The 26,988-nt window shown below is 53.2% G+C and carries 19 protein-coding genes; 12 read left to right on the top strand and 7 right to left on the bottom strand.

Annotated features, from left to right (window positions below; all coding sequences use genetic code 11):
- Positions 1 to 167 precede the first annotated feature (167 nt).
- On the top strand, positions 168 to 1,208 hold the full coding sequence (locus J2X14_RS08160; protein ID WP_352410725.1) for a GMP reductase: 1,041 nt from the start codon (positions 168 to 170) through the stop codon (positions 1,206 to 1,208).
- Positions 1,209 to 1,245: 37 nt separating this feature from the next.
- Here the strand turns inward: J2X14_RS08160 and hofC are convergent, their stop codons facing one another.
- From hofC to nadC, 4 genes are all read right to left on the bottom strand, one after another.
- The gene (hofC, locus tag J2X14_RS08155) at positions 1,246 to 2,445 is read right to left on the bottom strand and encodes a protein transport protein HofC (RefSeq protein WP_352410724.1); all 1,200 of its coding nucleotides are present in this window, start codon (positions 2,443 to 2,445) and stop codon (positions 1,246 to 1,248) included.
- Positions 2,438 to 3,814 (bottom strand): type II secretion system protein GspE, encoded by a 1,377-nt coding sequence (gene gspE, locus J2X14_RS08150; protein WP_352411074.1) that lies wholly within the window; start codon positions 3,812 to 3,814, stop codon positions 2,438 to 2,440. Before gspE ends, hofC begins: the two co-directional genes overlap by 8 nt.
- A 2-nt stretch (positions 3,815 to 3,816) precedes the next feature.
- On the bottom strand, positions 3,817 to 4,254 hold the full coding sequence (gene ppdD, locus J2X14_RS08145) for a prepilin peptidase-dependent pilin (protein ID WP_352410723.1): 438 nt from the start codon (positions 4,252 to 4,254) through the stop codon (positions 3,817 to 3,819).
- Positions 4,255 to 4,453: 199 nt separating this feature from the next.
- Positions 4,454 to 5,344 carry a carboxylating nicotinate-nucleotide diphosphorylase gene (nadC, locus tag J2X14_RS08140; RefSeq protein WP_352410722.1) on the bottom strand — a complete coding sequence of 297 codons (891 nt, stop codon included), beginning with the start codon at positions 5,342 to 5,344 and terminating at the stop codon, positions 4,454 to 4,456.
- Positions 5,345 to 5,522: 178 nt separating this feature from the next.
- Between nadC and J2X14_RS08135 the strand changes: the two genes are divergently transcribed.
- The 3 genes from J2X14_RS08135 (at position 5,523) to ampE (ending at position 8,221) form a co-directional block, all read left to right on the top strand.
- Positions 5,523 to 6,719: an amino acid deaminase gene (locus J2X14_RS08135; RefSeq protein ID WP_352410721.1), complete on the top strand. Its 1,197-nt coding sequence runs from the start codon at positions 5,523 to 5,525 to the stop codon at positions 6,717 to 6,719.
- Positions 6,720 to 6,794: 75 nt separating this feature from the next.
- Positions 6,795 to 7,370, top strand: coding sequence for a 1,6-anhydro-N-acetylmuramyl-L-alanine amidase AmpD (ampD, locus tag J2X14_RS08130; protein WP_352410720.1), 576 nt, complete (start codon positions 6,795 to 6,797; stop codon positions 7,368 to 7,370).
- Positions 7,367 to 8,221, top strand: coding sequence for a beta-lactamase regulator AmpE (gene ampE / locus J2X14_RS08125; protein WP_352410719.1), 855 nt, complete (start codon positions 7,367 to 7,369; stop codon positions 8,219 to 8,221). The genes ampD and ampE overlap by 4 nt, the downstream gene beginning before the upstream one ends.
- Here ampE and J2X14_RS08120 read toward each other — a convergent pair.
- The 3 genes from J2X14_RS08120 to aroP all read right to left on the bottom strand — a co-directional run bounded on the left by J2X14_RS08120 (position 8,192) and on the right by aroP (position 12,097).
- Positions 8,192 to 9,166: a glycoside hydrolase family 43 protein gene (locus tag J2X14_RS08120; protein ID WP_352410718.1), complete on the bottom strand. Its 975-nt coding sequence runs from the start codon at positions 9,164 to 9,166 to the stop codon at positions 8,192 to 8,194. The genes ampE and J2X14_RS08120 overlap by 30 nt on opposite strands.
- On the bottom strand, positions 9,163 to 10,578 hold the full coding sequence (locus J2X14_RS08115) for a glycoside-pentoside-hexuronide (GPH):cation symporter (protein ID WP_352411073.1): 1,416 nt from the start codon (positions 10,576 to 10,578) through the stop codon (positions 9,163 to 9,165). Before J2X14_RS08115 ends, J2X14_RS08120 begins: the two co-directional genes overlap by 4 nt.
- Before the next feature lie 163 nt (positions 10,579 to 10,741).
- Positions 10,742 to 12,097, bottom strand: a complete 1,356-nt coding sequence (aroP, locus tag J2X14_RS08110; RefSeq protein ID WP_352410717.1) for an aromatic amino acid transporter AroP — start codon at positions 12,095 to 12,097, stop codon at positions 10,742 to 10,744.
- A gap of 537 nt (positions 12,098 to 12,634) precedes the next feature.
- Here aroP and pdhR point away from each other — a divergent pair.
- The 8 genes from pdhR to acnB all read left to right on the top strand — a co-directional run bounded on the left by pdhR (position 12,635) and on the right by acnB (position 26,936).
- Positions 12,635 to 13,399: a pyruvate dehydrogenase complex transcriptional repressor PdhR gene (gene pdhR, locus J2X14_RS08105; protein ID WP_352410716.1), complete on the top strand. Its 765-nt coding sequence runs from the start codon at positions 12,635 to 12,637 to the stop codon at positions 13,397 to 13,399.
- 174 nt (positions 13,400 to 13,573) lie between these two features.
- Positions 13,574 to 16,237, top strand: coding sequence for a pyruvate dehydrogenase (acetyl-transferring), homodimeric type (gene aceE / locus J2X14_RS08100; protein ID WP_352410715.1), 2,664 nt, complete (start codon positions 13,574 to 13,576; stop codon positions 16,235 to 16,237).
- Positions 16,238 to 16,250: 13 nt separating this feature from the next.
- Positions 16,251 to 18,149 (top strand): pyruvate dehydrogenase complex dihydrolipoyllysine-residue acetyltransferase, encoded by a 1,899-nt coding sequence (aceF, locus tag J2X14_RS08095; protein ID WP_352410714.1) that lies wholly within the window; start codon positions 16,251 to 16,253, stop codon positions 18,147 to 18,149.
- Between the two features lie 219 nt (positions 18,150 to 18,368).
- The gene (gene lpdA, locus J2X14_RS08090) at positions 18,369 to 19,793 is read left to right on the top strand and encodes a dihydrolipoyl dehydrogenase (protein WP_352411072.1); all 1,425 of its coding nucleotides are present in this window, start codon (positions 18,369 to 18,371) and stop codon (positions 19,791 to 19,793) included.
- 1,008 nt (positions 19,794 to 20,801) lie between these two features.
- Positions 20,802 to 21,428: a hypothetical protein gene (locus J2X14_RS08085; protein ID WP_352410713.1), complete on the top strand. Its 627-nt coding sequence runs from the start codon at positions 20,802 to 20,804 to the stop codon at positions 21,426 to 21,428.
- A 500-nt stretch (positions 21,429 to 21,928) separates the two neighbouring features.
- Positions 21,929 to 22,924 (top strand): dicarboxylate transporter/tellurite-resistance protein TehA, encoded by a 996-nt coding sequence (tehA, locus tag J2X14_RS08080; RefSeq protein WP_352410712.1) that lies wholly within the window; start codon positions 21,929 to 21,931, stop codon positions 22,922 to 22,924.
- A gap of 380 nt (positions 22,925 to 23,304) precedes the next feature.
- Entirely contained in the window at positions 23,305 to 23,808 is a 504-nt protein-coding gene (locus J2X14_RS08075) for a phenolic acid decarboxylase (protein WP_352410711.1), read from the top strand.
- Between the two features lie 530 nt (positions 23,809 to 24,338).
- Positions 24,339 to 26,936, top strand: a complete 2,598-nt coding sequence (gene acnB / locus J2X14_RS08070) for a bifunctional aconitate hydratase 2/2-methylisocitrate dehydratase (RefSeq protein WP_352410710.1) — start codon at positions 24,339 to 24,341, stop codon at positions 26,934 to 26,936.
- The last annotated feature ends 52 nt before the right edge of the window (positions 26,937 to 26,988 follow it).

Below are 26,988 nucleotides of genomic sequence, written 5' to 3'. Positions count from 1 at the left end.
CAACGGCGATCACATTGACTATCTTCAGGTAAATTTAGCGGATTGTAGCCTATTTAAAGGTGTTTTCGCAGTCTTGTACGCGCGTTTTTAGTGCGTATGATAACGTTACTGGAGCTGGCAGCAGCACCCGATCGTAAGATCGTCGCCAAAAACCCAGGAATGATGTTATGCGTATTGAAGAAGATTTGAAGCTTGGTTTTAAAGATGTACTCATTCGTCCCAAGCGTTCTACGCTGAAAAGCCGCTCGCAGGTGGATCTGAGCCGTCAATTTACTTTTAAACACTCCGGCATCGCCTGGTCTGGCGTTCCGATTATTGCCGCTAATATGGATACCGTGGGCACCTTTCGCATGGCGGAAGTGCTGGCCAGCTTTGAGATTTTAACGGCGGTACATAAACATTACAGCGTTGATGAGTGGCAAGCCTTTGTTCAGCGCGTACCTGAAAAGGTGCTGCAGCATGTCATGGTCTCCACCGGCACCTCAGATGCCGATTTTACCAAACTGCAGGCGATCCTGGCGCTTTCTCCCGCGCTCAAGTTCATCTGTATTGATGTCGCCAACGGCTATTCCGAGCATTTTGTGCAGTTTCTGCAGCGCGCACGCGAAGCCTGCCCGGATAAAACTATTTGCGCGGGCAACGTGGTCACCGGTGAAATGGTTGAAGAGCTGATCCTTTCGGGAGCGGATATTGTGAAAGTCGGGATTGGTCCGGGTTCCGTATGCACCACGCGGATAAAAACCGGCGTGGGCTATCCGCAGCTGTCGGCAGTGATTGAATGCGCTGATGCCGCGCACGGCCTGGGCGGACAAATCGTCAGCGATGGCGGCTGTTCGGCTCCGGGTGATGTGGCGAAGGCTTTCGGCGGCGGCGCAGATTTCGTGATGCTTGGCGGGATGCTGGCGGCGCATGACGAATGTGAAGGTCGCGTGGTTGAAGAAAACGGTGAAAAATTCATGCTGTTTTACGGCATGAGTTCGGAGTCAGCCATGAAGCGCCATGTGGGCGGCGTAGCGGAATATCGTGCAGCTGAAGGCAAGACGGTTAAGCTGCCATTGCGCGGCCCGGTAGAAGCCACGGCGCGCGATATTCTGGGCGGCCTGCGCTCCGCGTGCACCTACGTTGGTGCCGAGCGGTTGAAAGAGCTGACGAAACGCACCACGTTTATTCGTGTCGCGGAGCAGGAAAACCGCGTGTTTAACCGCTAAGCGATAACCGCACTCCGATTAAACAGGGGCGGGTAGATCAACCGATAACCTCGCCCAGATTAAATATCGGCAGGTACATCGCAATCACCAGCGTTCCGACAATGGCACCGGTAACGATCATCATTACCGGTTCCAGCGTCGCCGCCAACGTATCCGCCAGTTCATGCGTCTGGTTTTCATGCCACTGCGCCAGGCGTGCCAGCAAACTGTCCAGCGCCCCGGCTTCTTCCCCTACCTTTATCAGCTGACGGCAAAGCGGCGTAAACAGCGCGCTGTCCGCAATCGCCTGATGTAGCTGCGTGCCACTGGCAATCCTGTCCTGCAGATGCTGCACGGCTTCACGCCACAGCAAGGGCGTAAGGGTTTGCTCAACCGCCTGTAACCCTTGCAACAGCGGCAGCCCGGCCTGCTGCGTTAAGCTAAGGGTGGTAAAAATCTGGCTGAGCAGGCTACCACGCCATAACGTCGCCAGCAGCGGCATCTTTAACAACCAGCGTTGTTCACGGCGCTGCCAGTTAGCACGCTGTTTACGCAGATAGCGCCAGGCGGCAAACAGGCCAACCAGCACGACGATCAGCGGCACAAAAAGTTGCTGCAGCGTCGCCGAAAGGGTTAGCACGGCGGCGGTAAATACAGGCAGCGGCGCGTTAAAGGCTTGATAGATAGCCACGAATTCAGGCAGCACCAGTAACAGCATGCCAATCGCTACCGTGAGCGCCACCAGCAAAATAAACCCTGGATAACGCAGCGCCGTCACCACTTTTTTCTGTAAGCGCAGCTGGCGTTCCTGTTGGCTGGCCAGCTGTGAACAGCAGCGATCAAGCTGGCCGGTCAGCTCGCCAACCTGCATTAAGGCAGAATAGAGCGGCGGGAAAACCATCGGCCATTTTGCCAGTGCGGCTGAAAAAGATGTGCCTCGGGCAACATCCTCCTGCAACGCCAGCAGCAGCGCGCGCCAGCCCGCATGCGTTTCACCCTCGCTTAGCAAATGCAGCCCAACGGAAAGCGTTAATCCCGCGTTTAATAGCGTCGCCAGCTGGTGCATCAGCGCAATTTTTTGCTGGGTTTTCCAGTCGCGCGCGCGGTAATACCTGCCACTTTTACAGGAAAGCGGCAGGAGGTGCTGCTGCGCCATAAGCGTCATAATCTGCTGATCTTCCGACAGCAGCCAGCTTCCCACGACAATCTCACCTTGCTGATTCATCGCCTGCCAGTGCCAGAGCCGACAGTTAGCCATGACTGACGCCTATCACCCGATACACTTCCGCCAAAGAGGTTTCTCCACGGTTAACTGCATTCAGCCCTTCGACAAACAGGCTATTAAGCTGTTGCCGCTGGGCCAGCTGGCTTAAGGCTTCGCTACCGGCGTTGTCGGCAATAGCCGCTTGCAGTTCGCTGTTTATCGGTAGCATTTCAAACAGCGCCAGCCGTCCATAGTAGCCAGAAAAACAGTGATCGCAGCCCACCGCCTGCCAGGTTTGCAGCGCGCCAGTCCAGCTTTGTTCGGGCAGATGGTTAATTTTTTCTGCCGGAGCGCGGCAGCGCGGGCAAAGGCGGCGTACCAGACGCTGAGCAATAACCAGGCGCAGCGCTGAAGCCAGCAGATAGCCTGGAATACCCATCTGCCCAAGTCGGGTTAGCGTTTCTGTGGTGGAGTTAGTATGCAATGTCGATAGCACCAGATGCCCGGTTTGCGCGGCTTTAACCGCCATCTCAGCACTTTCTGCATCACGAATTTCACCCAGCATAATAATGTCTGGATCCTGGCGCAGCAGAGCACGCAGAACGCGCTGGAAATCGAGTCCGGCACGCGGGTTAATCTGGGTTTGATTAACGCCCTGTAGCGGAATTTCTACCGGATCCTCAACGCTGCACACATTACTTCCCGGCTGATTAAGGGCGTTCAGGCCGCTATAGAGCGTAAAGGTTTTCCCGCTGCCGGTTGGGCCGGTCACCAGGATCAACCCCTGCGGCTGAGCCAGTGCGCGGCGATAATGCGCCAACGCATCCGGCGGCATGCCCAGCGCATCCAGCGCCAGATCCTGCGGTTTGCTTTGCAGCAGGCGAATCACTGCTTTTTCGCCGCTGCTAACAGGCAGAGTCGAAAGGCGAAACGCCGCCTGCGCGCCCTGCAGCTGCAATGTAAACTGCCCATCCTGCGGCAATCGCCGCTCGGCGATATCAAGATTGCCAAGAATTTTAAGCCGGGCGATCAGCGCCGCCTGCTGGTTTTCGCTGATGTTTTGCAGCGGCTGTAATACGCCATCAATACGTAAGCGAACCCGCATACCTGCCGCACAGGGTTCAATATGAATGTCAGAGGCACGGCGCTGAAACGCCTGCAGCAGAATATGATCAACCAGTGACGTTATTGGCTCAGGTACGCCTCCAGCAGCGCCGCCCTCCGTCTGTTGATATTGTTCCAGCCGCGCCTGCGGCCAGCGCTCGATCTGCACGCGGCGCTGGCTGGTGAAATGCAGCGCTTCCAGCATTTCAGGCGTGGGTATGCCAGCCAGGGCAACGGTAATGGTTTTCTCGTCTTCGTTTAGCAGCACCGCCTGATATTGACGACAAAGCGCGTGCAGATTGCTTTCTGCCTCTTTCATCATCAGTTCTCGCTATCATCGAAGCGGAAAACCGCACGGCAGTTATCTTTCAGGCTGCTGTTGGTGCTGTCACAGCTGCGCTGCCAGCTCATCTGGCCTTCATTGCTTTGCCATTGTGGCGTCAGCGTGACGGTTAACCCATTCAGGCTCTCCTGGCCGGTAAGCGTAATCGTGCCTGAAGCCACGCTTACTGCCGAGACGTAGCGTGACCCTTTCGCGGTGGGCACGCCGTTACTGCCTGCGCTGCAGCCCGATGTAGCGCCATGCTCAACCGCGCATAGCTCAACGGCGGTTTTATAAGGCAGCATGGTTTGCAGCATATCGGTCAGCGCCGCTTTTTGCAGATAGCTCTGGTAAGCAGGCATGCCGATGGCGCTGAGAATGGCGACAATACCAATCACAATCATCAGTTCAATAAGCGTAAATCCTTGTTGTTGCATCTTTATTCCTCCCTATTGATAACCCGGCCGACATTAATCGACAAAGAAGAGGGGAGCGAGCAGAGGATCAACAAACAGGAAGCGAGCACGAGGAAAAACGGAGGGCGTTACTGCGAATCACATATTGGCTGGAAGCGGGATCGCAAATTTTGTATCCCGCCGGAGAATGTGGCGCGTATAAACGGCGCCACGCAAGGCGTTAATGGAAACGCATCGAAAGATCCAGCGCGCGGAGATGTTTAGTCAGTGCGCCAACCGAAATATAATCAACGCCAGTCTCAGCAAACAGGCGTAACGTCTGGTCGGTGACATTGCCGGAAACTTCCAGCAGCGCGCGGCCCTGATTGGTTTCTACCGCGGCCCGCATCTGTTCGACGGTAAAGTTATCCAGCATCACAATATCGGCACCGGCGGCAAGCGCCTGTTCCAGCTCATCCAGCGTTTCGACTTCAACTTCCACAGGCACATCAGGATGAAGCCAAAGCGCTTTCTCAACCGCCTCACGAATCGATCCGCTGGCGATAATATGGTTCTCTTTAATCAGAAAGGCATCGGATAAACCCAGGCGATGATTCTCGCCGCCGCCGCATAACACCGCATATTTCAGCGCGGTTCGCAGCCCGGGCAGGGTTTTACGCGTATCCAGCAGGCGGGTTTGCGTACCCTCCAGCAGCATGACATAACGTTTCACTTCGCTGGCGATACCGGAAAGGGTTTGCACAAAATTAAGTGCGGTACGCTCAGCGGTTAACAGCAGACGCGCCGGACCGGCAATATCAAAAAGCGGCTGATCGGGTTCGATAATGTCGCCATCAGCGACGTGCCAGGTAAGCGTGGCCTGATTTCCCAGCTGGATAAACACTTCCTCTACCCAGCGTTTACCACAGAAAACGCCTGCTTCCCGCGTGATAACGGTTGCCAGCGCCTGTTTGTCTGCCGGCAGCAGGCTGGCGGTGATATCGTTATTCGCATCGATTTCACCACCGAGATCCTCGCGTAAAGCCTGCTCGACGCTGGCTGGGATATCATCTTCGATGCGTGAAAGCAGCGCCTGTCTGCGGCTGTCTGGGTTATAGCGTCGCTGTGTCATAAGGTGTCCGTAATGATTTTTGACGTGCGCTTAATGTAGCCTGAACGGTGAACGGGCACCAGCAGAAGTCAGAAAAAGTTTAGTATGCTAAACAAACGTGCGGCAACGGTTTTAAAGGTGGCACTTTTATCGCCGCCAGGGTATTGCTGAATAAATTTAATGGCAAAGGAACCCTGCAATGTTTTCTCTGACTTATCCGCAAAAAGGGCTACCGGTTACCGGACCACAGCTGTTAACCGATATTTCGCTACCGGCGTTGGTGGTGCATCAAAACGCGCTGGAGCATAACCTGCGCTGGATGCAGGCCTTAGCCGATCGGTACGGCGCGGTGCTGGCGCCGCACGGAAAAACCACCATGGCGCCCGGCCTGTTCCGCCGCCAGATAGCCGCTGGCGCGTGGGGCATCACGCTGGCGACTGCGGTGCAAAGCGCGGTGGCGGCGAAAGAGGGCATTGAGCGCATCCTTATGGCTAACCAGCTGACAGGTCGCGCCAATATGCAGATCGTCGCGGATATGCTGCGTCACTATCAGATAGATTTTTACTGCCTGGTGGACAGCGTTGAGAATGTGCGGCAGCTGGGGCAATTTTTTGCCGCGCAGCAGGTAAAGCTACAGGTACTGCTGGAGCTGGGCGTCGCCAACGGGCGTTGCGGCTGTCGTAGCGATGAGCAAATTGATGCGCTCATCGCCGCCGTTCAGGCTGAACCGGCGCTGGAGTTATGCGGCGTGGAAGGCTACGAGGGTGTGATTAATGGCGAGCAGCCGCAGATAGATGCGTTTATTGAACGTCTGGTCACGGTTGCGCTACAGCTAAAAAACGCAGGCGCTTTTCGCCGGGCGCAGCCGTTGATCACCGCATCCGGCTCCGCCTGGTACGATCGCGTCGCGGAGGCGTTTTCGCAACGGCAGGCGCGTGATGCTTTTCTTACTGTGATGCGGCCGGGCTGTTATCTGGTTCACGATCATGGGATTTATCAGCAGGCGCAGCAGAGCGTGCTGGCGCGCCAGCCACAGTTGACGCAGGCCTTATTGCCCGCGATGGAAATTTTTGCCTGTGTACAATCGGTGCCGGAGCCAGGCAGGGTTATTGTGGCGCTGGGCAAACGCGATATCGCGCATGATGATATGCCGGTGCCTTTACGCGTCTGGCAGGCGCACACCGCACAACCGCAGGCGCTGGATAACCGCTGGCGCACCATTAAGCTGATGGATCAGCATCTGTTTCTGGAGGCACCGACGGAACACGGGCTACAGCCTGGCGATATTATTGCCTTTGGCGCTTCGCACCCTTGCCTGACCTTTGATAAATGGCGCAATTTTTGTCTGGTTAATGAACAGCTGGAGGTTATTGAGGTGCTGGAAACCTGTTTTTAACGCTGGCACAAGGAATGCAAAAGGAGGGGCAAATTCATGTTAGGCTGTGCAAAAAAACGAACAGGAGACCCAGGCATGGAGTTAAATGATGGCTGGCTATTGGGCGTTCGCCATGTGCCGTCACCGCATTTCAATGCACGCCCGCAGGAGGAGGCTCCCAGCCTGCTGGTGGTGCATAACATCAGTCTGCCGCCCGGCGAGTTTGGCGGCCCCTGGATTGATGCGCTATTTACCGGCACGCTCGATCCCACGGCGCACCCCTATTTTGCTGATATCGCGCATTTGCGCGTAGCGGCGCACTGCCTGATCCGCCGCGATGGGGAAATTGTGCAGTATGTTCCGTTCGATAAGCGTGCCTGGCATGCTGGCGTATCTTGCTGGCAGGGACGCGAAAACTGCAATGATTTTTCTATTGGCATTGAGCTGGAAGGAACTGATACGCAGCCTTATACCGAGGCGCAGTATCATGCTTTGCAAGCGCTAACGCATCTGCTGATGCAGCATTATCCGATTACACCGGCACAAATTACCGGGCACAGTGATATTGCCCCGGAGCGTAAAACCGATCCTGGCCCGGCGTTTGACTGGGCTCGCTTTCTGCGCGGCATACCGGACGCCGCCAGCTTACATTTACCGGAGCGGAATGCATGACGCTTTTTTCCTTGTTACTGGTTTTAGGTTGGGAACGCCTGTTTAAAATGGGCGAACACTGGCAGCTTGATCATCGGCTGGAGCCGTTTTTCCGCCGCCGCCGTCATTTTTCGCTATGGCGCACGCTGGCGATGACAGTGGTGGCGATGCTGGTGGTTCTGGTGATTATTTTATCGCTGCGCGGACTCTTTTTTGGCGTAGTACAGCTGCTGTTCTGGATTGTGGTTGGGCTGTTGTGTATCGGCGCAGGTTCGATGCGGCTGCATTATCACGCTTACCTGAAGGCGGCCAGTCACGGCGATGCTAATGCTTGTAGCACCATGGCAGAAGAGCTGACGCTGATTCACGGCATGCCGGTAGAGTGCAACCAGCAGGAAACGCTTAAAGAGCTGCAAAACGCGCTGCTGTGGATCAATTACCGGTTTTATCTCGCCCCGCTGTTTTGGTTTATCGTCGGCGGCGCTTATGGGCCGGTGCTGCTGGTGGGTTACGCTTTTTTACGTGCCTGGCAGAGCTGGCTGGCAAAGCACCATACGCCGTTTGAACGCGCCCGTTCCGGGATCGATCGTATTTTGCATTGGGTAGACTGGTTACCGGTTCGACTGGCTGGCGCGGCGTATGCGCTGCTGGGACACGGCGAGCGGGCGCTACCGGCCTGGTTTGCGGCATTAAGCGACCTGCGTCGTCCGCAATATCAGGTATTAACCCATCTGGCACAATATTCGCTGGAGCGCGATCAGCGCTGGGATAGCGTGGAAACGCCACGGATAGCCGTGGCGTTGGCAAAAAAAGTCTCGCTGGTGATTGTGGTGGTGGTCGCGCTATTGACCATTTACGGCACGCTGGTTTAACAGCGTATCGGCTGGCGGCACGCCGAAGTCTGGCATGCCGTTAGCATCCCAGCGGATATCCTTAATCCGCGTATGGCGGTTCGGATCCCACAGCGGATCGCCTTCGATTTCCGTATAGTTGCGCGCGTGATAGACCAGCAAATCATTGCCCGCCTCATCCACGGTAAAGCTATTGTGGCCCGGTCCATACTGGCGGTTTTCCCAGCTGGTGGTGAAAACCGGCCGGGCAGATTTATGCCACTTCGCCAGCTGCATGGGATCGTCATCCACATCGATCCATAACAGCCCCAGGCAATAATTCTCATCCGTGGCGCTGGCCGAATAGCTGACAAACAGCCGGTTACCGTGTCGGATCACCGCCGGCCCTTCGTTTACGCTAAAACCGGCGCACTCCCATTCATATTCAGGACGGCTGAGCATCACCGGCTTGCCTTTTAGCGTCCAGGGATTTTCCAGCTCAGCCAGATAGAGGTTGGAATTGCCGGGAATCGCCGGATCTTTTTGCGCCCACAGATACCACTGTTTGCCTTGATGGCTGAACGTCGTGGCATCCAGCGCGAAACTGTCGATGGGCGTACGGATACGGCCACGATCCTGCCAGTTACCGCTTAACGGATCGGCGTCATCGCAGGTCAGCGCGTACATACGGTGCTGAAACAGCCCCTCTTTGATATCGCGGGTCGGCGCTGCGGCGAAATAGATCACCCACTGCCCATCAATATGGTGAATTTCCGGTGCCCAAATCAGCGCGCTCATCGGCCCGACATCGGGTTTACGCCATACTACCACCGGCTGCGCATCGGCAAGCTCGATGATGGTATCGGCGCAACGCAGCTCAAGGCGATCGTATTCAGGAACGGAGGCGATAAAATAGTAACGCTCCTCGTAGCGTAAAATAAAAGGGTCCGCGCGCTGTTCAATTAACGGGTTGGGCCATTGAGTCATGATGCCGTTCCTTCTGGTTTAATAGCAAAAGCTTTGTCTTCACGCTGTGCGCTCAGCTCACGATAGTTTTCACGCCGTTTCGCCAAATCCTGCTGAATGGTTTGCATCAGATGACGATCGACTTTTAACAGGCGTACGACGCCCGCGGTAATTAAATAACCGACGCCGGGGATCACGGTAAACAGCAATACAATGCCGTTCAACGCGCTGCTGCCCTGCTGTTTAGCGCCCGCATCGTAGCCATAAAATGAGAGCAGGAAGCCTACCATCGCACCGGCAACCGCCAGCCCGACTTTCAGGAAGAACAGATTGCCGGAGAAGCTGATGCCGGTGATACGCTTGCCGGTTTTCCATTCGCCGTAATCATCCACGTCCGCCATCAGCGACCAGTGCAGCGGGGAAGGGATTTGATGCAGGATGTTTAACAGGAAATACATCACGGCAACCAGCACCGTGGCCTGCGGGTTAAGGAAGTAAAAGCCACAGGAAAAAATAGCCAGCGCGATGTTGGTCCAGAAAAAGACTTTCAGCTTACACCAGCGGTCGGTCAAGACTTTCGCCAGCGTACTGCCGATCATCATGCCTACCACGCCAAGGCTGATAAACAGCGTGGCGAAGTGGGTAGATTGTCCCATAACCCAGGTGACGTAATACATGGTGGCCGCCATGCGAATAAAACCGGGGCAGACGTTGCAGAACGTCAGCAGCAAAATACGCACCCACTGATCGTTTTTCCAGACGTCACGCAAATCGTTTTTCAGGTCGTCGTTGCTGGGAACGGCAGGGCGAATGCGCTCGCGCACGGTAGCGAAGCAATAAAGGAACATAAACAGGCCGATCAGCGCCATCACGCCCATCGCCATCTGATAGCCGCGCGCCCGATCGCCGCCGCCAAACCATTCCGTCATCGGCAGCAGCGTCAGCGACAGGATCAGCGTCGCGATACCCACCATGACAAAGCGGTAAGACTGACAGGAAACGCGCTCATGGGGATCGTTAGTAATCACGCCGCCCAGCGAGCAATAAGGGATATTGATTGCGGTATAGGAGAGCGACATCAGGAAGTAGGTGACAAATGCCCAGACGACCTTATATTCGTAACTCCAGTTTGGCGTGGTAAACATCAGCACGCTGAATACAACATACGGCACGGAGACCCACAGTAGCCAGGGACGAAAGCGGCCCCATCGGCTTTGGGTACGATCGGCGATGGCGCCCATGATGGGATCGGTTATCGCATCCAGTACGCGCACTGAAAGCAGCAAGATGCCGACCAGCGCAGGCGCCAGGCCAAAGACATCGGTATAGAAGTAGTTCAGGAACAGCATAATCGCGCCGCCGATCATATTACAGCCCGCGTCGCCCATGCCGTAACCCAGCTTTTCTTTAAAAGAAAGCGCAGAGCCTTTCATCATTGTATTCTCCTGATGTTCAGTAAAATGATTATTACGGCTTACCGATCTCAGGGACTAATACAGGTTGGTCATCGAGATGGACAAAATCACTGCGAAGAGAAAAGTGTGAAGGGCATAACTATTAGCGCAAAGAAAACCGGGCGCCTGAGCGCCCGGATCATCAGCTGCGCTGGGAACGGTTTTTAATGGCGTAACCTATCGCCAGCACCACCAGCCAGACTGGGATAAGCCAGACGGAGATCGCCATGCCCGGTGTCATTAACATAATCACCAGAATCGCGGCCATAAACACCAGACAAATCCAGTTACCAACCGGATAAAGAATGGCGCGGAAGCGCGTCTGCACCCCCTGGCTATCTTTCGCCTTACGGAATTTCAGATGCGCCAGGCTAATCATCGCCCAGTTAATCACCAGCGCCGAGACCACCAAAGCCATCAGCAGGCCAAAGGCTTCACCCGGCATCAAATAGTTAATCAGCACACAAATCGCCGTAGCGAGCGCCGATACGCCCAGCGCCACATAAGGCACGCCGCGACGATCGACTTTCAGCAACGCCTGCGGGCCGCTGCCCTGTTTCGCCAGGCCGTAAAGCATCCGGCTGTTGCTGTAAACGCAGCTGTTATAGACCGACAGCGCCGCCGTCAGAAACACCACGTTTAACACGTTTGCCACCAGCGTTTCGCCGAGATCGTGGAAAATCATGACGAACGGGCTGCTTTCGCCCACCACTTTGACCCACGGATAGAGCGAGAGCAGCACCGCCAGCGAACCGATATAGAAAATAAGGATGCGGTAGATAACCTGGTTAGTGGCGCGCGGAATGCTTTTCGTTGGATCGTCCGCTTCAGCGGCGGTGATCCCTACCAGTTCGAGGCCGCCGAACGAGAACATAATCACCGCCATCGCCATCACCAGCCCGCTGATGCCGTGCGGGAAGAAGCCGCCCTGCGCCCAGATATTGGTGACGGAAGCTTGCGGCCCGCCATTACCGCTAAACAGCAGCCAGCCGCCGAACAGAATCATTCCGACGACCGCCACGACTTTAATAATCGCGAACCAAAATTCCATCTCACCGTAGACTTTAACGTTGGTCAGGTTGATGGCGTTGATTAATACAAAGAACAGCGCGGCGGTGGCCCAGGAAGGGAAGTCGGGCCACCAGACCTGAATATATTTTCCCACGGCGGTGAGTTCAGCCATGGCGACCAGCACATACAGCACCCAATAGTTCCAGCCGGAAGCGAAACCGGCAAAGTTGCCCCAGTATTTATAGGCGAAGTGACTAAACGATCCTGCGACCGGCTCCTCGACCACCATTTCACCCAGCTGACGCATAATCAGAAAGGCGATAAAGCCGCCGATGGCATAGCCCAGAAGTACCGACGGCCCGGCCATTTGGATGGTTTGCCCAATTCCCAGAAACAGACCGGTGCCCACGGCGCCGCCCAATGCAATCAGCTGAATATGGCGGTTTTTCAACCCGCGTTTCAGCGTATCGCCCTGCTGTTGTTCCATAAAAACCCTCGTGTTAGTTCTTCGCCTTCCCTGAAGAGTTGGCGTTGTAATGCCTGCAAGCAGACGATACGCATGTATATCTGACGTTACGTTTTTTGTATTGTTTGCTTTACACAATGCGGAAGTGCAAGTGGCGCGTAACGCTACCACGCAGCCAAGAATAGTGGTAAGCGACTCCGAATGCACCTGCTTTTTCTCTGCGTAAATGGCCCCTAATCAAAAACGTTGCGGCCATCACGTCAGGTTTTCTTTTTTGTGCCATTTATCTGGAATAAAGACGAATAGCTTTCGCTTATGACATAGAATGAGATTCGGGTCTAAATCCGTGTAAGGTTTGGTAAAAATCAGCGGTCAGATTTCGTTTTGTGCCGTTAATGGCCCATTTTCATTACTGTTTACGCCTGTTGGCTGATGTGAGCTTCGCCGCGCTTCGGGCAGATGCCATATAGACAGCAGGTGAATACTTTGTTACTTTAGCGTCACTTTTTTGGAATTGGTATTACCAATTGACTTCGGTGCCTGGCAGAAGAAGGGACAATGGCCTACAGTAAGATTCGCCAACCAAAGCTCTCGGATGCGATTGAGCAGCAGCTTGAGTCCCTGATAATGGAAGGAACGCTGCGTCCGGGTGAAAAGCTGCTTCCCGAGCGGGAACTGGCCAAGCAGTTTGACGTTTCTCGCCCCTCTTTGCGTGAAGCCATACAGCGTCTCGAGGCAAAAGGGCTTCTGCTGCGTCGGCAGGGCGGCGGCACCTTCGTTCAGAAAAGCCTTTGGCAAAGCCTGAGCGATCCCCTTGTCGCGTTACTCACCGATCATCCCGAATCCCAGTTTGACCTGCTGGAAACCCGCCATGCACTTGAAGGTATCGCTGCTTATTACGCTGCGCTGCGGGGAACCGAAGAGGATCTGCAGCGCATACGCGACTGTCATCTGGCTATCCAACATACCCAACAGAGCGGTGATTTAGATGCTGAAGCCGATGCGGTTATGCAGTATCAGATTGCTGTAACAGAAGCGGCGCATAATGTGGTGCTGCTGCATTTGCTACGCTCAATGGGTCCGATGCTGGAACAAAACGTTCGTCAGAATTTTGAATTGCTCTACTCACGCCGGGAAATGCTGGCGCAGGTAAGCAGTCATCGCGCCAGTATTTTTGAGGCGATTGTGGCCCGCGAGCCGGAAAAGGCGCGCGAAGCTTCACACCGTCATCTGGCGTTTATCGAGGAGATATTGCTGGACAGAAGCCGGGAGCAGACACGTCGTGAACGCTCTCTGCGCCGTTTACAGCAACGTAAGGAATAGCGCGTAAACTGCTATAACCATAGATTTTGCAGGGCTAAAAAAGCGCCCGGCGAAATAAAAGGATACGCGATAACTAGCGACGGGCCTGTCTCCTTGCATTTTGGACTGAATCAGAATGCATGGAGACAGGCTCCAGACAATTCAACGTATTAGACACAGATAAGGAATACCCCCATGTCAGAACGTTTACATAATGACGTGGATCCGATCGAAACCCGCGACTGGCTACAGGCGATCGAATCGGTCATCCGTGAAGAAGGTGTTGAGCGTGCGCAGTTCCTGATCGATCAGGTGCTGGGCGAAGCGCGTAAAGGCGGCGTGAATGTCGCTGCAGGCTCTGCTGTCAGCAACTACGTTAACTCTATCGCCGTTGAAGAAGAGCCGGACTATCCGGGCAATACCTCTCTGGAGCGTCGTATCCGTTCCGCAATTCGCTGGAACGCCATGATGGCGGTACTGCGTGCGTCGAAAAAAGATCTGGAGCTGGGCGGTCACCTCTCATCTTTCCAGTCATCGGCAACCATTTATGAAGTCTGCTTTAACCATTTCTTCCGTGCGCGCAGCGACAAAGACGGCGGCGATCTGGTTTACTTCCAGGGCCATATTTCTCCGGGCGTTTACTCACGCGCTTTCCTTGAAGGCCGTCTGACTGAAGAGCAGATGAACAACTTCCGTCAGGAAGTGCACGGTAAAGGTCTCTCTTCTTACCCGCACCCGAAACTGATGCCGGAATTCTGGCAGTTCCCGACCGTTTCTATGGGCCTGGGCCCGCTGTCGGCGATCTATCAGGCGAAATTCCTGAAATATCTGGAACATCGCGGCCTGAAAGATACCTCCGCCCAGACCGTTTACGCTTTCCTTGGCGATGGCGAAATGGATGAGCCGGAATCTAAAGGCGCTATCACGATCGCCACCCGCGAGAAGCTGGATAACCTGGTGTTCGTGATCAACTGTAACCTGCAGCGTCTGGATGGTCCGGTAACCGGCAACGGCAAGATCATCAACGAGCTGGAAGGCATCTTTGGCGGCGCCGGTTGGGAAGTGATCAAGGTCATCTGGGGCGGTCGTTGGGACGAACTGCTGCGTAAAGATACCAGCGGCAAGCTGATTCAGCTGATGAACGAAACCGTTGATGGCGACTATCAGACCTTTAAATCCCGCAACGGGGCCTATGTGCGTGAGCACTTCTTCGGTAAATATCCGGAAACCGCTGCGCTGGTGAAAGATATGTCCGACGACGAAATTTGGGCGCTGAACCGTGGCGGCCACGATCCGAAGAAAATCTACGCGGCGCTGAAAAAAGCGCAGGACACCAAAGGCAAGCCGGTTGTGATCCTGGCGCATACCATTAAAGGTTATGGTATGGGCGACAGCGCGGAAGGCAAGAACATCGCGCACCAGGTGAAGAAAATGAACATGGAAGGCGTGCGCTACGTGCGCGACCGCTTCAATGTTGACGTCACCGACGAGAACCTGGAAACGCTGCCGTACGTTACTTTCCCGGAAGGTTCCGAAGAGCACAACTACCTGCACGGCCAGCGTCAAAAACTGGGTGGCTATCTGCCGAGCCGTCAGCCGAACTTCACCGACAAGCTTGAGCTGCCGACGCTGGAAGATTTCACACCGCTGCTGGAAGAGCAGAACAAAGAGATCTCCACCACCATCGCCTTTGTGCGTGCCCTGAACGTGATGCTGAAGAACAAGTCGATCAAAGATCGTCTGGTGCCGATCATCGCCGACGAAGCGCGTACCTTTGGTATGGAAGGCCTGTTCCGTCAGATCGGTATTTACAGCCCGAACGGCCAGCAGTACACGCCGCAGGACCGTGAGCAGGTTGCTTACTATAAAGAAGATGAGAAAGGCCAGATTCTGCAGGAAGGGATCAATGAGCTGGGCGCAGGCGCATCCTGGCTGGCTGCTGCGACCTCTTACAGCACCAACAACCTGCCGATGATTCCGTTCTACATCTATTACTCTATGTTCGGCTTCCAGCGTATCGGCGATCTCTGCTGGGCGGCGGGCGACCAACAGGCGCGCGGCTTCCTGGTCGGCGGCACCTCCGGTCGTACCACGCTGAACGGCGAAGGTTTGCAGCATGAAGATGGTCACAGCCACATTCAGGCGCTGACCATTCCGAACTGTATCTCCTACGATCCGGCTTACGCGTATGAAGTCGCGGTGATCATGCAGGACGGCCTGAGCCGTATGTACGGCGAAGCGCAGGAAAATATTTATTACTACATCACCACGCTGAACGAAAACTACCACATGCCGGCAATGCCGCAGGGCGCAGAAGAGGGTATCCGTAAGGGTATCTACAAGCTGGAAACCCTGGAAGGCAGCAAAGGTAAAGTGCAGCTGTTGGGCTCAGGTGCGATTCTGCGTCACGTACGCGAAGCCGCAGAGATCCTGGCGAAAGATTACGGCATCGGCTCTGACATCTACAGCGTAACCTCCTTCACTGAACTGGCGCGTGACGGCCAGGATTGTGAACGCTGGAACATGCTGCATCCGACAGAAGAAGCGCGCGTGCCATATATCGCTCAGGTGATGAATGATGCGCCAGCCGTTGCCTCTACCGACTACATGAAACTGTTTGCTGAACAGGTTCGCAGCTATATCCCGGCCAGCGATTATCGCGTACTGGGCACCGACGGCTTCGGCCGCTCTGACAGCCGTGAAAACCTGCGTCACCACTTCGAAGTGGATGCATCCTATGTGGTGGTAGCAGCGCTGGGTGAACTGGCTAAACGCGGCGAAATCGATAAGAAAGTGGTGGCGGACGCCATTACCAAATTCGACATCGATGCAGATAAAGTTAACCCGCGTCTGGCATAAGAGGTAAAGATTAATGGCTATCGAAATTAATGTCCCGGACATCGGCGCAGATGAAGTTGAAGTGACCGAGATCCTGGTAAAGGTTGGCGACAAGGTGGAAGCCGAGCAATCGCTGATCACCGTTGAGGGTGACAAAGCCTCAATGGAAGTGCCTTCGCCGCAGGCTGGCGTGGTCAAAGAAATTAAAATCAACACCGGTGACAAAGTCGAAACCGGCTCGCTGATTATGATTTTTGACGCGGAGGGCGCAGCAGAAGCTGCGCCAGCACCTGCCGCAGAGAAAAAAGCTGACGCACAGGCTGCACCTGCCGCCGCCGCAGAAAGCAAAGACGTGAATGTCCCGGACATCGGCAGCGACGAAGTTGAAGTCACCGAAGTGCTGGTGAAAGTGGGCGACAAAGTGGAAGCGGAACAGTCGCTGATCGTCGTTGAAGGCGACAAAGCCTCAATGGAAGTCCCGGCGCCGTTCGCGGGTACGGTTAAAGAGATCAAAATCAACACCGGCGATAAAGTCAGCACCGGCTCACTGATTATGGTGTTCGAAACCGCCGCTTCCGGCAGCGCAGCAGCAGCCAAACCGCAGGTGAAAGAGGAAGCGGCCACTGCGCCTGCGGCCTCTGGCGGTTCAGCCACGAAAGAAGTGAACGTACCGGATATCGGCGGCGATGAAGTTGAAGTTACCGAGATCCTGGTGAAGGCGGGCGATAAAATCACCGCCGAGCAGTCACTGATCGTGGTTGAAGGCGACAAAGCCTCAATGGAAGTCCCGGCACCGTTCGCAGGTACCGTGAAAGAGATCAAAATCAACACCGGCGACAAAGTCAGCACCGGTTCATTGATTATGCTGTTTGAAGTGGAAGGCGCAGCGCCGGCTCCGGCAGCGCAGAAAGAAGCGGCTCCGGCTCCGGCGGCGAAAGCTGAGCAAGCGGCTCCGGCCGCATCCGCGCCAGCGAAAGCGTCCGGCAAGGATGAATTTGCTGAGAACGACGCTTACGTACACGCTACGCCGGTTATCCGTCGTCTGGCGCGTGAGTTTGGCGTTAACCTGGCGAAAGTGAAAGGCACCGGCCGTAAGGGACGTATTCTGAAAGAAGACGTGCAGGCTTACGTGAAGGATGCGGTGAAACGCGCTGAGTCCGCGCCTGCTGCGGCAAGCGGCGGCGGTCTGCCTGGCATGCTGCCGTGGCCGAAAGTCGACTTCAGCAAGTTTGGTGAGGTGGAAGAAGTTGAGCTGGGCCGTATCCAGAAAATCTCTGGTGCTAACCTGAGCCGTAACTGGGTGATGATCCCGCACGTTACGCACTTCGATAAAACTGATATCACCGAGCTGGAAGCGTTCCGTAAGCAGCAGAATGCTGAAGCCGAGAAGCGCCGGATGGATGTGAAAATTACGCCGGTCGTCTTTATCATGAAAGCCGTTGCTGCCGCGCTGGAGCAGATGCCGCGCTTTAACAGTTCGCTCTCTGCGGATGGCCAGAAGCTGACGCTGAAGAAATATATCAATATCGGCGTGGCGGTTGATACACCGAACGGCCTGGTGGTTCCGGTGTTCAAAGATGTTAACAAAAAAGGCATCATTGAACTCTCCCGCGAGCTGATGACCATCTCCAAAAAAGCGCGTGATGGTAAGCTGACCGCTGGCGAAATGCAGGGTGGCTGTTTCACTATCTCCAGCATCGGCGGCCTGGGCACCACCCACTTCGCGCCGATTGTGAACGCGCCGGAAGTCGCTATTCTGGGCGTATCCAAGTCCTCAATGGAGCCGGTGTGGAATGGTAAAGAGTTCATGCCGCGTCTGATGCTGCCGATCTCTCTCTCCTTCGACCATCGCGTTATCGATGGGGCTGATGGTGCGCGTTTCATTACCATCATCAACAACACCTTAAGCGATATCCGCCGTCTGGTGATGTAGTAACGATAAAGGCCGGCTTATGCCGGCCTTTTGACAGGTCAGGTTTGCGGTACTGAACCTGCCTGAATGCAGGAAATGGGATCTTACTGAGCCGAAGCGGTTTGCAGTCTGTTAACAATTCTGTAAACTCTTGCGGTGAACGCGTCCCGGTGGATGAAGGGCGTACTGTGAATCAGGTAAGTGACGTCTGACCGCCGGATAGTCAATTAAGAGGTCATGATGAGTACAGAGATTAAAACCCAGGTCGTTGTGCTTGGGGCAGGTCCTGCGGGCTACTCTGCAGCCTTTCGCTGCGCGGATTTAGGTCTGGAGACCGTACTGGTAGAGCGTTACAGCACCCTTGGCGGTGTTTGCCTTAACGTAGGTTGTATCCCTTCTAAAGCGCTGCTGCACGTAGCGAAAGTTATCGAAGAAGCGAAAGCGCTGGCGGAGCACGGTATCGTGTTCGGCGAACCGCAAACCGACATTGACAAGATCCGTACTTGGAAAGAAAAAGTCATCAACCAGCTGACCGGCGGTCTGTCTGGCATGGCGAAAGGTCGTAAAGTCAAAGTGGTTAACGGCTTCGGTAAATTTACCGGCGCTAACACGCTGGTGGTTGAAGGCGAAAACGGCGCGACCACCATCAACTTTGATAATGCCATTATTGCGGCGGGTTCACGTCCGATTCAGCTTCCTTTCATTCCTCATGAAGATCCACGCGTTTGGGATTCCACCGCGGCGCTTGAGCTGAAAGAAGTGCCGAAGCGTATGCTGGTGATGGGCGGCGGTATTATCGGTCTGGAGATGGGCACCGTGTATCATGCGCTGGGTTCAGAGATTGACGTGGTTGAGATGTTCGACCAGGTGATCCCGGCTGCTGATAAAGACGTGGTTAAAGTCTTCACCAAACGCATCAGCAAGAAATTTAACCTGATGCTGGAAACCAAGGTGACCGCGGTTGAAGCCAAAGAAGACGGCATTTACGTCTCGATGGAAGGCAAAAAAGCGCCTGCTGAAGCGCAGCGTTACGACGCGGTGCTGGTGGCTATCGGTCGCGTGCCGAACGGTAAAAACCTGGATGCCGGTCAGGCGGGCGTGGAAGTGGACGATCGCGGCTTTATCCGTGTTGATAAGCAGATGCGTACCAACGTGCCGCACATCTACGCTATCGGCGATATCGTCGGTCAGCCGATGCTGGCGCATAAAGGCGTTCACGAAGGTCACGTAGCGGCAGAAGTTATCGCCGGTAAGAAACACTACTTCGATCCGAAAGTCATCCCGTCCATCGCCTATACCGAGCCAGAAGTCGCTTGGGTTGGCCTGACGGAGAAAGAAGCGAAAGAGAAAGGCATCAGCTACGAAACCGCCACCTTCCCGTGGGCTGCTTCCGGCCGTGCTATCGCTTCTGACTGTGCAGACGGCATGACCAAGCTGATTTTCGATAAAGAAACGCATCGCGTTATCGGTGGCGCCATTGTCGGCACCAACGGCGGCGAACTGCTGGGCGAAATCGGCCTGGCGATCGAAATGGGCTGTGATGCGGAAGATATCGCGCTGACTATCCATGCTCACCCGACGCTTCATGAGTCGGTTGGCCTGGCGGCAGAGATTTTCGAAGGTAGCATTACCGACCTGCCTAATCCGAAAGCCAAGAAAAAATAACGCTTCTGCGGATAAGATAAATAATGACGGCCCCGAAAGGGGCCGTTTTTTTATGAGCTAACGACCTGAAAATGCCAGAGTTCGTGGTTGTTTCTGCGCTAACCTTGCTTGTTCGGATAGATTCAGATCAATGAACTGATGTTTATCCTGTTTTATGAAGGGAGCTTCAGGTAAGAGGTATTGCTATGTTTTATAAAGCTTATTAATTTATCAAATGCCGAATTTAGCGGTTGCTTTGAAATGAAATGCGCATAATTGGTAGAGTGTGCATTTTTGTTTTTATAAATCATCAAACTTTTTAATTTCAATGAGTTGCCTGGCTTTAAAAATAAAAATTTGGCGGTAAGGTTTTAGTGAGTTTATTTTTTATTTAATATCAAAAAATCACATTTAGCGTGTTCCCCGCGCCAGTGGGATTAAACTAGCCAAAATCTAATTTATTATGGGAAAGCCCTCTGTTCCTCGCGCGGATAGGGTATAGTTCGCTCATATTAATTGCCAATATCCCCATTTTTCTACATTCTGGATAATAGGCATCAAGCAGTAACGCTCATAAACTCAATGATGCCATTGCGCTCAGTTTTAATGTGTTCATCATCATCTTTTTTTTCAAAGAGGGCTTCGTTTTACAGCTTAATCCTAAAAATAATAAAAGAGTTATACTACAGTAAAGGGTTAATAAACTTCATGGTTATCAATTTTTAAATATACAAATTAAATTATTTTTATGTCTTTTAAATTAGTTGGGTGATAATGATTTTTATGGATATTATTGTGTGCTGCATGTAATTTATTATGTGGTTGCGATAAGGTGTCAGGAGTAGGTTTTATCAATCCTCCGAGATTCATATTGCTGTAAAAATAATTTTTGATATTATTTCTGCGGGCAATTTTTGTTTTTTTATGGCCAGTGTAATTAGCATCGATAGATGCAATGTAACTGTCTCACATCTTCTCATTTTCCTGAACTGTCATACAGATACTGGGTTAAACAACAAGGATGTTTCTATGAAAAATAAAATTTCTACTGCACTGCTGCTGGCATATGCTGTGACTGCTGGGGCTGCGCAGGCCAGTGATATAACGTTGTGGCGTGAGCCAGCGCCGGTTGTTAAAAAAGGAAAGTTTTTCTCGGTTATTCAAGATCGAGGGACCTTGCAAAAGGCAATCAAAAACAGCAATAACGAGTTTATTTTTTCAGAAAAAGGTGCCGGTGTTAAGCCGCTGGTACTCATTGGCGCACCTGTGGAAGTTTTCGAATATCTGAAAGAAAATGAAACGCGCATTATCAAAAATCATCTACAAGAAATGCCTGAAATCTACATGGGGATCACAAAGTATCTACCGCGCAAGCGTTTTAATGGGCTTTTTCCAGTACAGGATTTTTTAGTTAAAACGCTTGATCAGGCGCTTAAATTTGTCCCCGCCGGGACAGTTCTTACGGATGCGGCTGGCGTTCCTGCGGATCTTAAAGAGCTTTATCACATTACCAATTCGCTTAACGTTAAAGAAAAATCCAGTGGCGATATACTCTATGTGAAGTTCAGTTATCTGCCAGAAGATGGAATGCAAAAAATTGGAACCTACACGGTTAGTTTTGGTGACATATTACAGGCAATGCAGAGTAAGAAATAGAATTTTTGCCTGCCAGTGCGTGTAAGTTTTTATAGCCAGGAAGTATGATTTTATAACTATCCTGGCTATTGATTTTTGATTGCGGTTGTACACGATAATAAATCGCTTGACAGGCGTGTCGCGCCACAATCCTCTTGGTTATTTTTTTGGTGAAATTTCTTGTAATATTACTGTCCAGGGTATAACTGGAACTCAAATTGGCTTTTTTTCGCTTTCTAACTCTCTTCGTACATGTGAAACTGCTGTTTTAGCGGCGCGCAAGACTGCCTTATCCTTTTTTAATAGCCTGATTGCATGGTGCGACGCCAGTTAGCAATAAATCATTATTTCTAAATTTCTTGTTGGCTGGTTATCATAACGCCCTCAGGGTAGAGCACCATTTAAATAATAATCGACCTTAAGCTAATTGTTAAATATTTATCTTAAAGTGGTTGTATGTAAATTAAATGAGCAGGAATGGACTGATTGGTGAATATTAATAAGTAAAAGGTAACGGCAATATGCGGCAAGAAAAATCACAAGCCTATATAAATCTCCCCGCAAGCTACTTTGGTATGGTTCTTGGCATTATCGGCACAGGATTTTCCTGGCGCTACGCCGCATCCATTTTGCCTGTCTCCGCTATTCCTGGAATCTTTCTTATCAGTACGGCTATTGCTGTTTGGGCAGTTCTGGCCTGCCTGTTTTTGACTCGCCTGATGTTTCATCCGCAATCCGTGCTGGATGAAATTCGCCATCCGATAAAAAGCAGCTTCGTAAGCCTGTTTCCCGCAACGACAATGCTGGTATCCATCGGCGTAACGCCCTGGTTTTACAAGGCGGGCTTCGTTCTGTTTGTTATCGGCGCGGTGATTCAGCTGGCGTATGCCTCCTGGCAGGGCGCAGGACTATGGCGCGGTAACCATCCGGCAACGGCAGCAACGCCGGGCCTGTATCTGCCTACCGTCGCGAATAATTTTATTAGCGCTATGGCGTGCGGCGCATTGGGTTTTCATGATTTAGGGCTGCTATTTCTTGGCGCAGGCGTGATTTCCTGGCTTACGCTGGAGCCAGCTATTTTGCATCGCTTACGCAGCGCGGGGGAGATGCCGCAGGAGGTGCGCCCCTCGTTAGGTATCCAGATGGCGCCTGCTTTTGTGGCGTGCAGCGCCTGGCTCAGCGTTAACGGTGGTGAAGCAGATGCGTTTGCCAAAATGCTTTTCGGCTATGGGCTGCTGCAGATGTTTTTCATGATTCGCCTGTTCCGCTGGTATGGAAACCAACCCTTTAACCCCGCATTCTGGAGTTTTTCATTCGGCGTTTCATCGCTGGCTAATACCGCTTTGCATCTGGGGCATAGCGCGCCAGGCGGTATATTACACGCGTTATCCATCCCGCTGTTTGTAGGGGCGAATCTGGTAATCGCCTTTCTGATATTACGTACGCTACTACTGTTATTACAGGGTAAGTTGATTGTGCGGAACGCAGCTCATTCTCTGTCGCAATCGAATAACTAACGGGACGGCTTACTTTCAACCTGTAAACGGGAAGCAGGGAGAATCGCACTTGTGCCGGGCTGACCTCAAAGCAGTCCGGCGATAGTATCGGTGTCTTTAAACCTTTTTACACCGTGGAATATCAGTTTAAATAGCTATTGCCAATAGTAAGATTTTACTGCGTCATAGATATTTTATCGCTGGCGTAAGAATTGTCTCTGTTCTGTTGTCATAAATAATTGATTAAACCTTCCCGCTGCCGCAATAATTATCAAACATTTCCTTTTTTGGTTTTCCAATATATTGATGTTTTGATATAAGGCAAAAACGCTTTTATTTGCTCTCAACGTTTTTTGCCGCTGAGCTATAATTTATCCGTTAACTCAAAAGGAGTAAATTTTATGAGCTTTGATAAACACGATATGCAAGGTTTAGTGGGTAAACATCTGGTGTATACCTATGATAATGGCTGGAACTATGAAATTTACGTCAAAAATAACCAAACGATAGATTATCGAATTCATAGCGGCCTGGTGGGTAACCGCTGGGTTAAAGATCAGCATGTGTATCTGGCGCGTCTTGCCAGCGATGTTTACAAAATCTCCTGGACAGAGCCTACCGGTACTGATGTCAGCCTGAGCGTGAACCTCGCCGATAAGGTGTTTCACGGCACCATCTTCTTCCCGCGCTGGGTAATGAATAACCCGGAAAAAACCGTCTGTTTCCAGAACGAACATCTGGATGAAATGGCCAGCTACCGTGAGGCAGGACCAGCTTATCCTACCGAAGTGATCGACGAATACGCCACGCTGACTTTTGTGCGCGACGTTGGTGAAAACGACGACAGCATCATTAACTGCCCGGCCAGCGAGCTGCCTGCCAATTTCCCTGAAAATCTGAAATAAACAGGGCTTCAAACGTAGCCGGCACCGGTATGTCATTTTACGTTAAAGATCACCCTTAACCCGGCGCCTAAGGTGAACTCCTCCGGCGGCTGTTCTTTATTAACCCGACGCTTGAGGTGAACCCCGCCGTCGGGTTTTTTTATGGCGTTTGCCGGGCCAGTTCTCTTTACCCGGCCTTCCTGATCAAGAGGTGCTCTTTAGCCCTTTCCCGGTGGGCACAATTGACCGAATGCGGCCGACAAGCAAAGGCCGGGTGAATCGATGTGGTAACATTTTCGCTTAACAAAACACCGCAGCCATAAATTATTTTTATCATTAAAATAGTGAAGAAAGCGTTATGGCAGGCGCCAGGGCTGGAAAACAGCATTGACAAATAATGTTGCTTTTTTGTAAACGCATTAACAAGTGACGCAAATCCTGCTATGCTGGCCGACGCGAAACCGGACACCTTACCCTACATAAGCATCCTACAGATCGCCGTGAAAAAAGGTGGCCGGAAAGCCCTATACAATGAGAGCGAGGAGAACGTCGTGCTAGATGAATACCGTAAGCACGTTGCCGAGCGTGCTGCCCAGGGAATTGTTGCTAAACCTTTAGATGCATCCCAAATGGCCGCGCTGGTTGAACTGCTGAAGAACCCTCCTGCGGGTGAAGAAGAATTCCTGTCCGATCTGTTAATTAATCGCGTGCCGCCAGGTGTTGATGAAGCGGCCTATGTCAAAGCCGGTTTCCTGGCTGCTATCGCCAAAGGCGAAACGACCTCTCCTCTGGTAACACCTGAAAAAGCGATCGAACTGCTGGGTACCATGCAGGGCGGCTATAACATTCATCCGCTGATCGATGCGCTGGATAGTGAGAAGCTGGCACCTATCGCGGCCAAAGCGCTGTGCAATACGCTGCTGATGTTCGATAACTTCTATGATGTGGAAGAAAAAGCCAAAGCAGGTAATCCGCACGCGCAGCAGGTCATGCAGTCATGGGCGAATGCCGAATGGTATCTGAATCGTCCGGCGCTGGCGGAAAAAATCACCGTTACCGTATTCAAAGTCACCGGCGAAACCAACACCGACGATCTCTCTCCGGCGCCGGATGCCTGGTCACGTCCTGATATCCCGCTGCATGCGCTGGCGATGTTGAAAAACGCCCGCGAAGGCATCGAGCCGGATGAGCCGGGCAACGTTGGTCCGATCAAGCAGATCGAAGCATTACAGGCGAAAGGTTTCCCGCTGGCCTACGTCGGCGACGTTGTCGGTACCGGTTCTTCACGTAAATCCGCTACCAACTCGGTGCTGTGGTTTATGGGCGACGATATCCCTTACGTGCCGAACAAAAAAGGCGGCGGCGTGGTGCTGGGCGGTAAAATCGCGCCAATCTTCTTTAACACCATGGAAGATGCGGGCGCACTGCCGATCGAAGTGGACGTTAACAACCTGAATACGGGCGATGTAATCGATATCTACCCTTATAAAGGTGAAGTGCGTAACCATGAGACCGGCGAGCTGCTGGCTGAGTTCGCGCTGAAAACCGAAGTGCTGCTGGATGAAGTGCGTGCCGGTGGCCGTATTCCGCTGATCATCGGTCGCGGCCTGACCACCAAAGCGCGTGAGTCGCTCGGCTTGCCGCACAGCGATGTGTTCCGTCAGGCGAAAGATGTGGCGGAAAGTACGCGCGGTTTCTCTCTGGCGCAGAAAATGGTAGGTCGCGCCTGTGGCGTGGACGGCATTCGCCCAGGACAATATTGCGAACCGAAGATGACCTCCGTGGGTTCTCAGGATACCACCGGTCCGATGACGCGCGATGAGCTGAAAGATCTCGCCTGCCTTGGCTTCTCCGCCGATCTGGTGATGCAATCATTCTGTCATACCGCCGCCTATCCGAAGCCGGTTGACGTGCAGACGCACCATACGCTGCCGGACTTTATTATGAACCGTGGCGGCGTGTCGCTGCGTCCGGGCGACGGCATTATCCACAGCTGGCTGAACCGTATGCTGCTGCCGGATACCGTGGGCACCGGCGGTGACTCGCACACCCGTTTCCCGATCGGCATCTCTTTCCCGGCGGGTTCTGGTCTGGTGGCGTTTGCTGCCGCGACCGGCGTGATGCCGCTGGATATGCCGGAATCAGTGCTGGTACGCTTTAAAGGCAAAATGCAGCCGGGCATCACCCTGCGCGATCTGGTGCATGCGATCCCGCTGTACGCGATCAAACAGGGCCTGCTGACCGTTGAGAAAAAAGGTAAGAAGAACATTTTCTCTGGTCGCATTCTGGAAATCGAAGGCTTGCCGGAGCTGAAAGTCGAGCAGGCGTTCGAGCTGTCTGATGCCTCTGCTGAACGTTCTGCCGCCGGTTGTACCATCAAACTGGATAAAGCGCCGATCATTGAGTATCTCAACTCCAACATCGTGCTGCTGAAATGGATGATTGCGGAAGGCTACGGCGATCGTCGTACGCTGGAGCGTCGTATTCAGGGCATGGAGAAATGGCTGGCGGATCCGCAGCTGCTGGAAGGCGATGCCGACGCGGAATACGCTGCGGTGATCGAAATTGATCTGGCGGAAATCAAGGAGCCGATCCTGTGCGCGCCGAACGACCCGGACGATGCCCGTTTGCTGTCGGACGTACAGAACGAGAAGATCGACGAGGTCTTTATCGGTTCCTGTATGACCAACATCGGTCACTTCCGTGCGGCGGGTAAACTGCTAGACAGCCATAAAGGCCAGCTGCCGACCCGCCTGTGGGTTGCGCCGCCGACCAAAATGGATGCCGCGCAGCTTACCGAAGAGGGCTATTACAGCGTATTCGGTAAAAGCGGCGCGCGCATTGAGATCCCGGGCTGCTCGCTGTGCATGGGTAACCAGGCGCGTGTAGCGGATGGCGCAACCGTGGTTTCTACCTCGACGCGTAACTTCCCGAACCGTCTGGGTACCGGTGCCAACGTTTACCTGGCTTCTGCCGAGCTGGCTGCGGTCTCTTCGCTGCTGGGCCGCCTGCCGACCCCGGACGAGTATCAGCAGTTCATGTCTCAGGTTGATAAAACCGCGGTGGATACCTATCGCTATCTGAACTTTGACCAGCTGAATCAGTATACGGAAAAAGCGAAAGATGTAATTTTCCAGACTGCGGTCTGAGATAAATAACAGCGATACAGAAGGGCGGAGCTATCCGCCCTTTTTTTACGTC

Source organism: Mixta sp. BE291, assembly GCF_031457955.1.
In the GTDB taxonomy this organism is placed as follows: domain Bacteria; phylum Pseudomonadota; class Gammaproteobacteria; order Enterobacterales; family Enterobacteriaceae; genus Mixta.
Note: the sequence above shows the minus strand (reverse complement) of the source record. Positions and strands in the feature narration are given on the sequence as shown.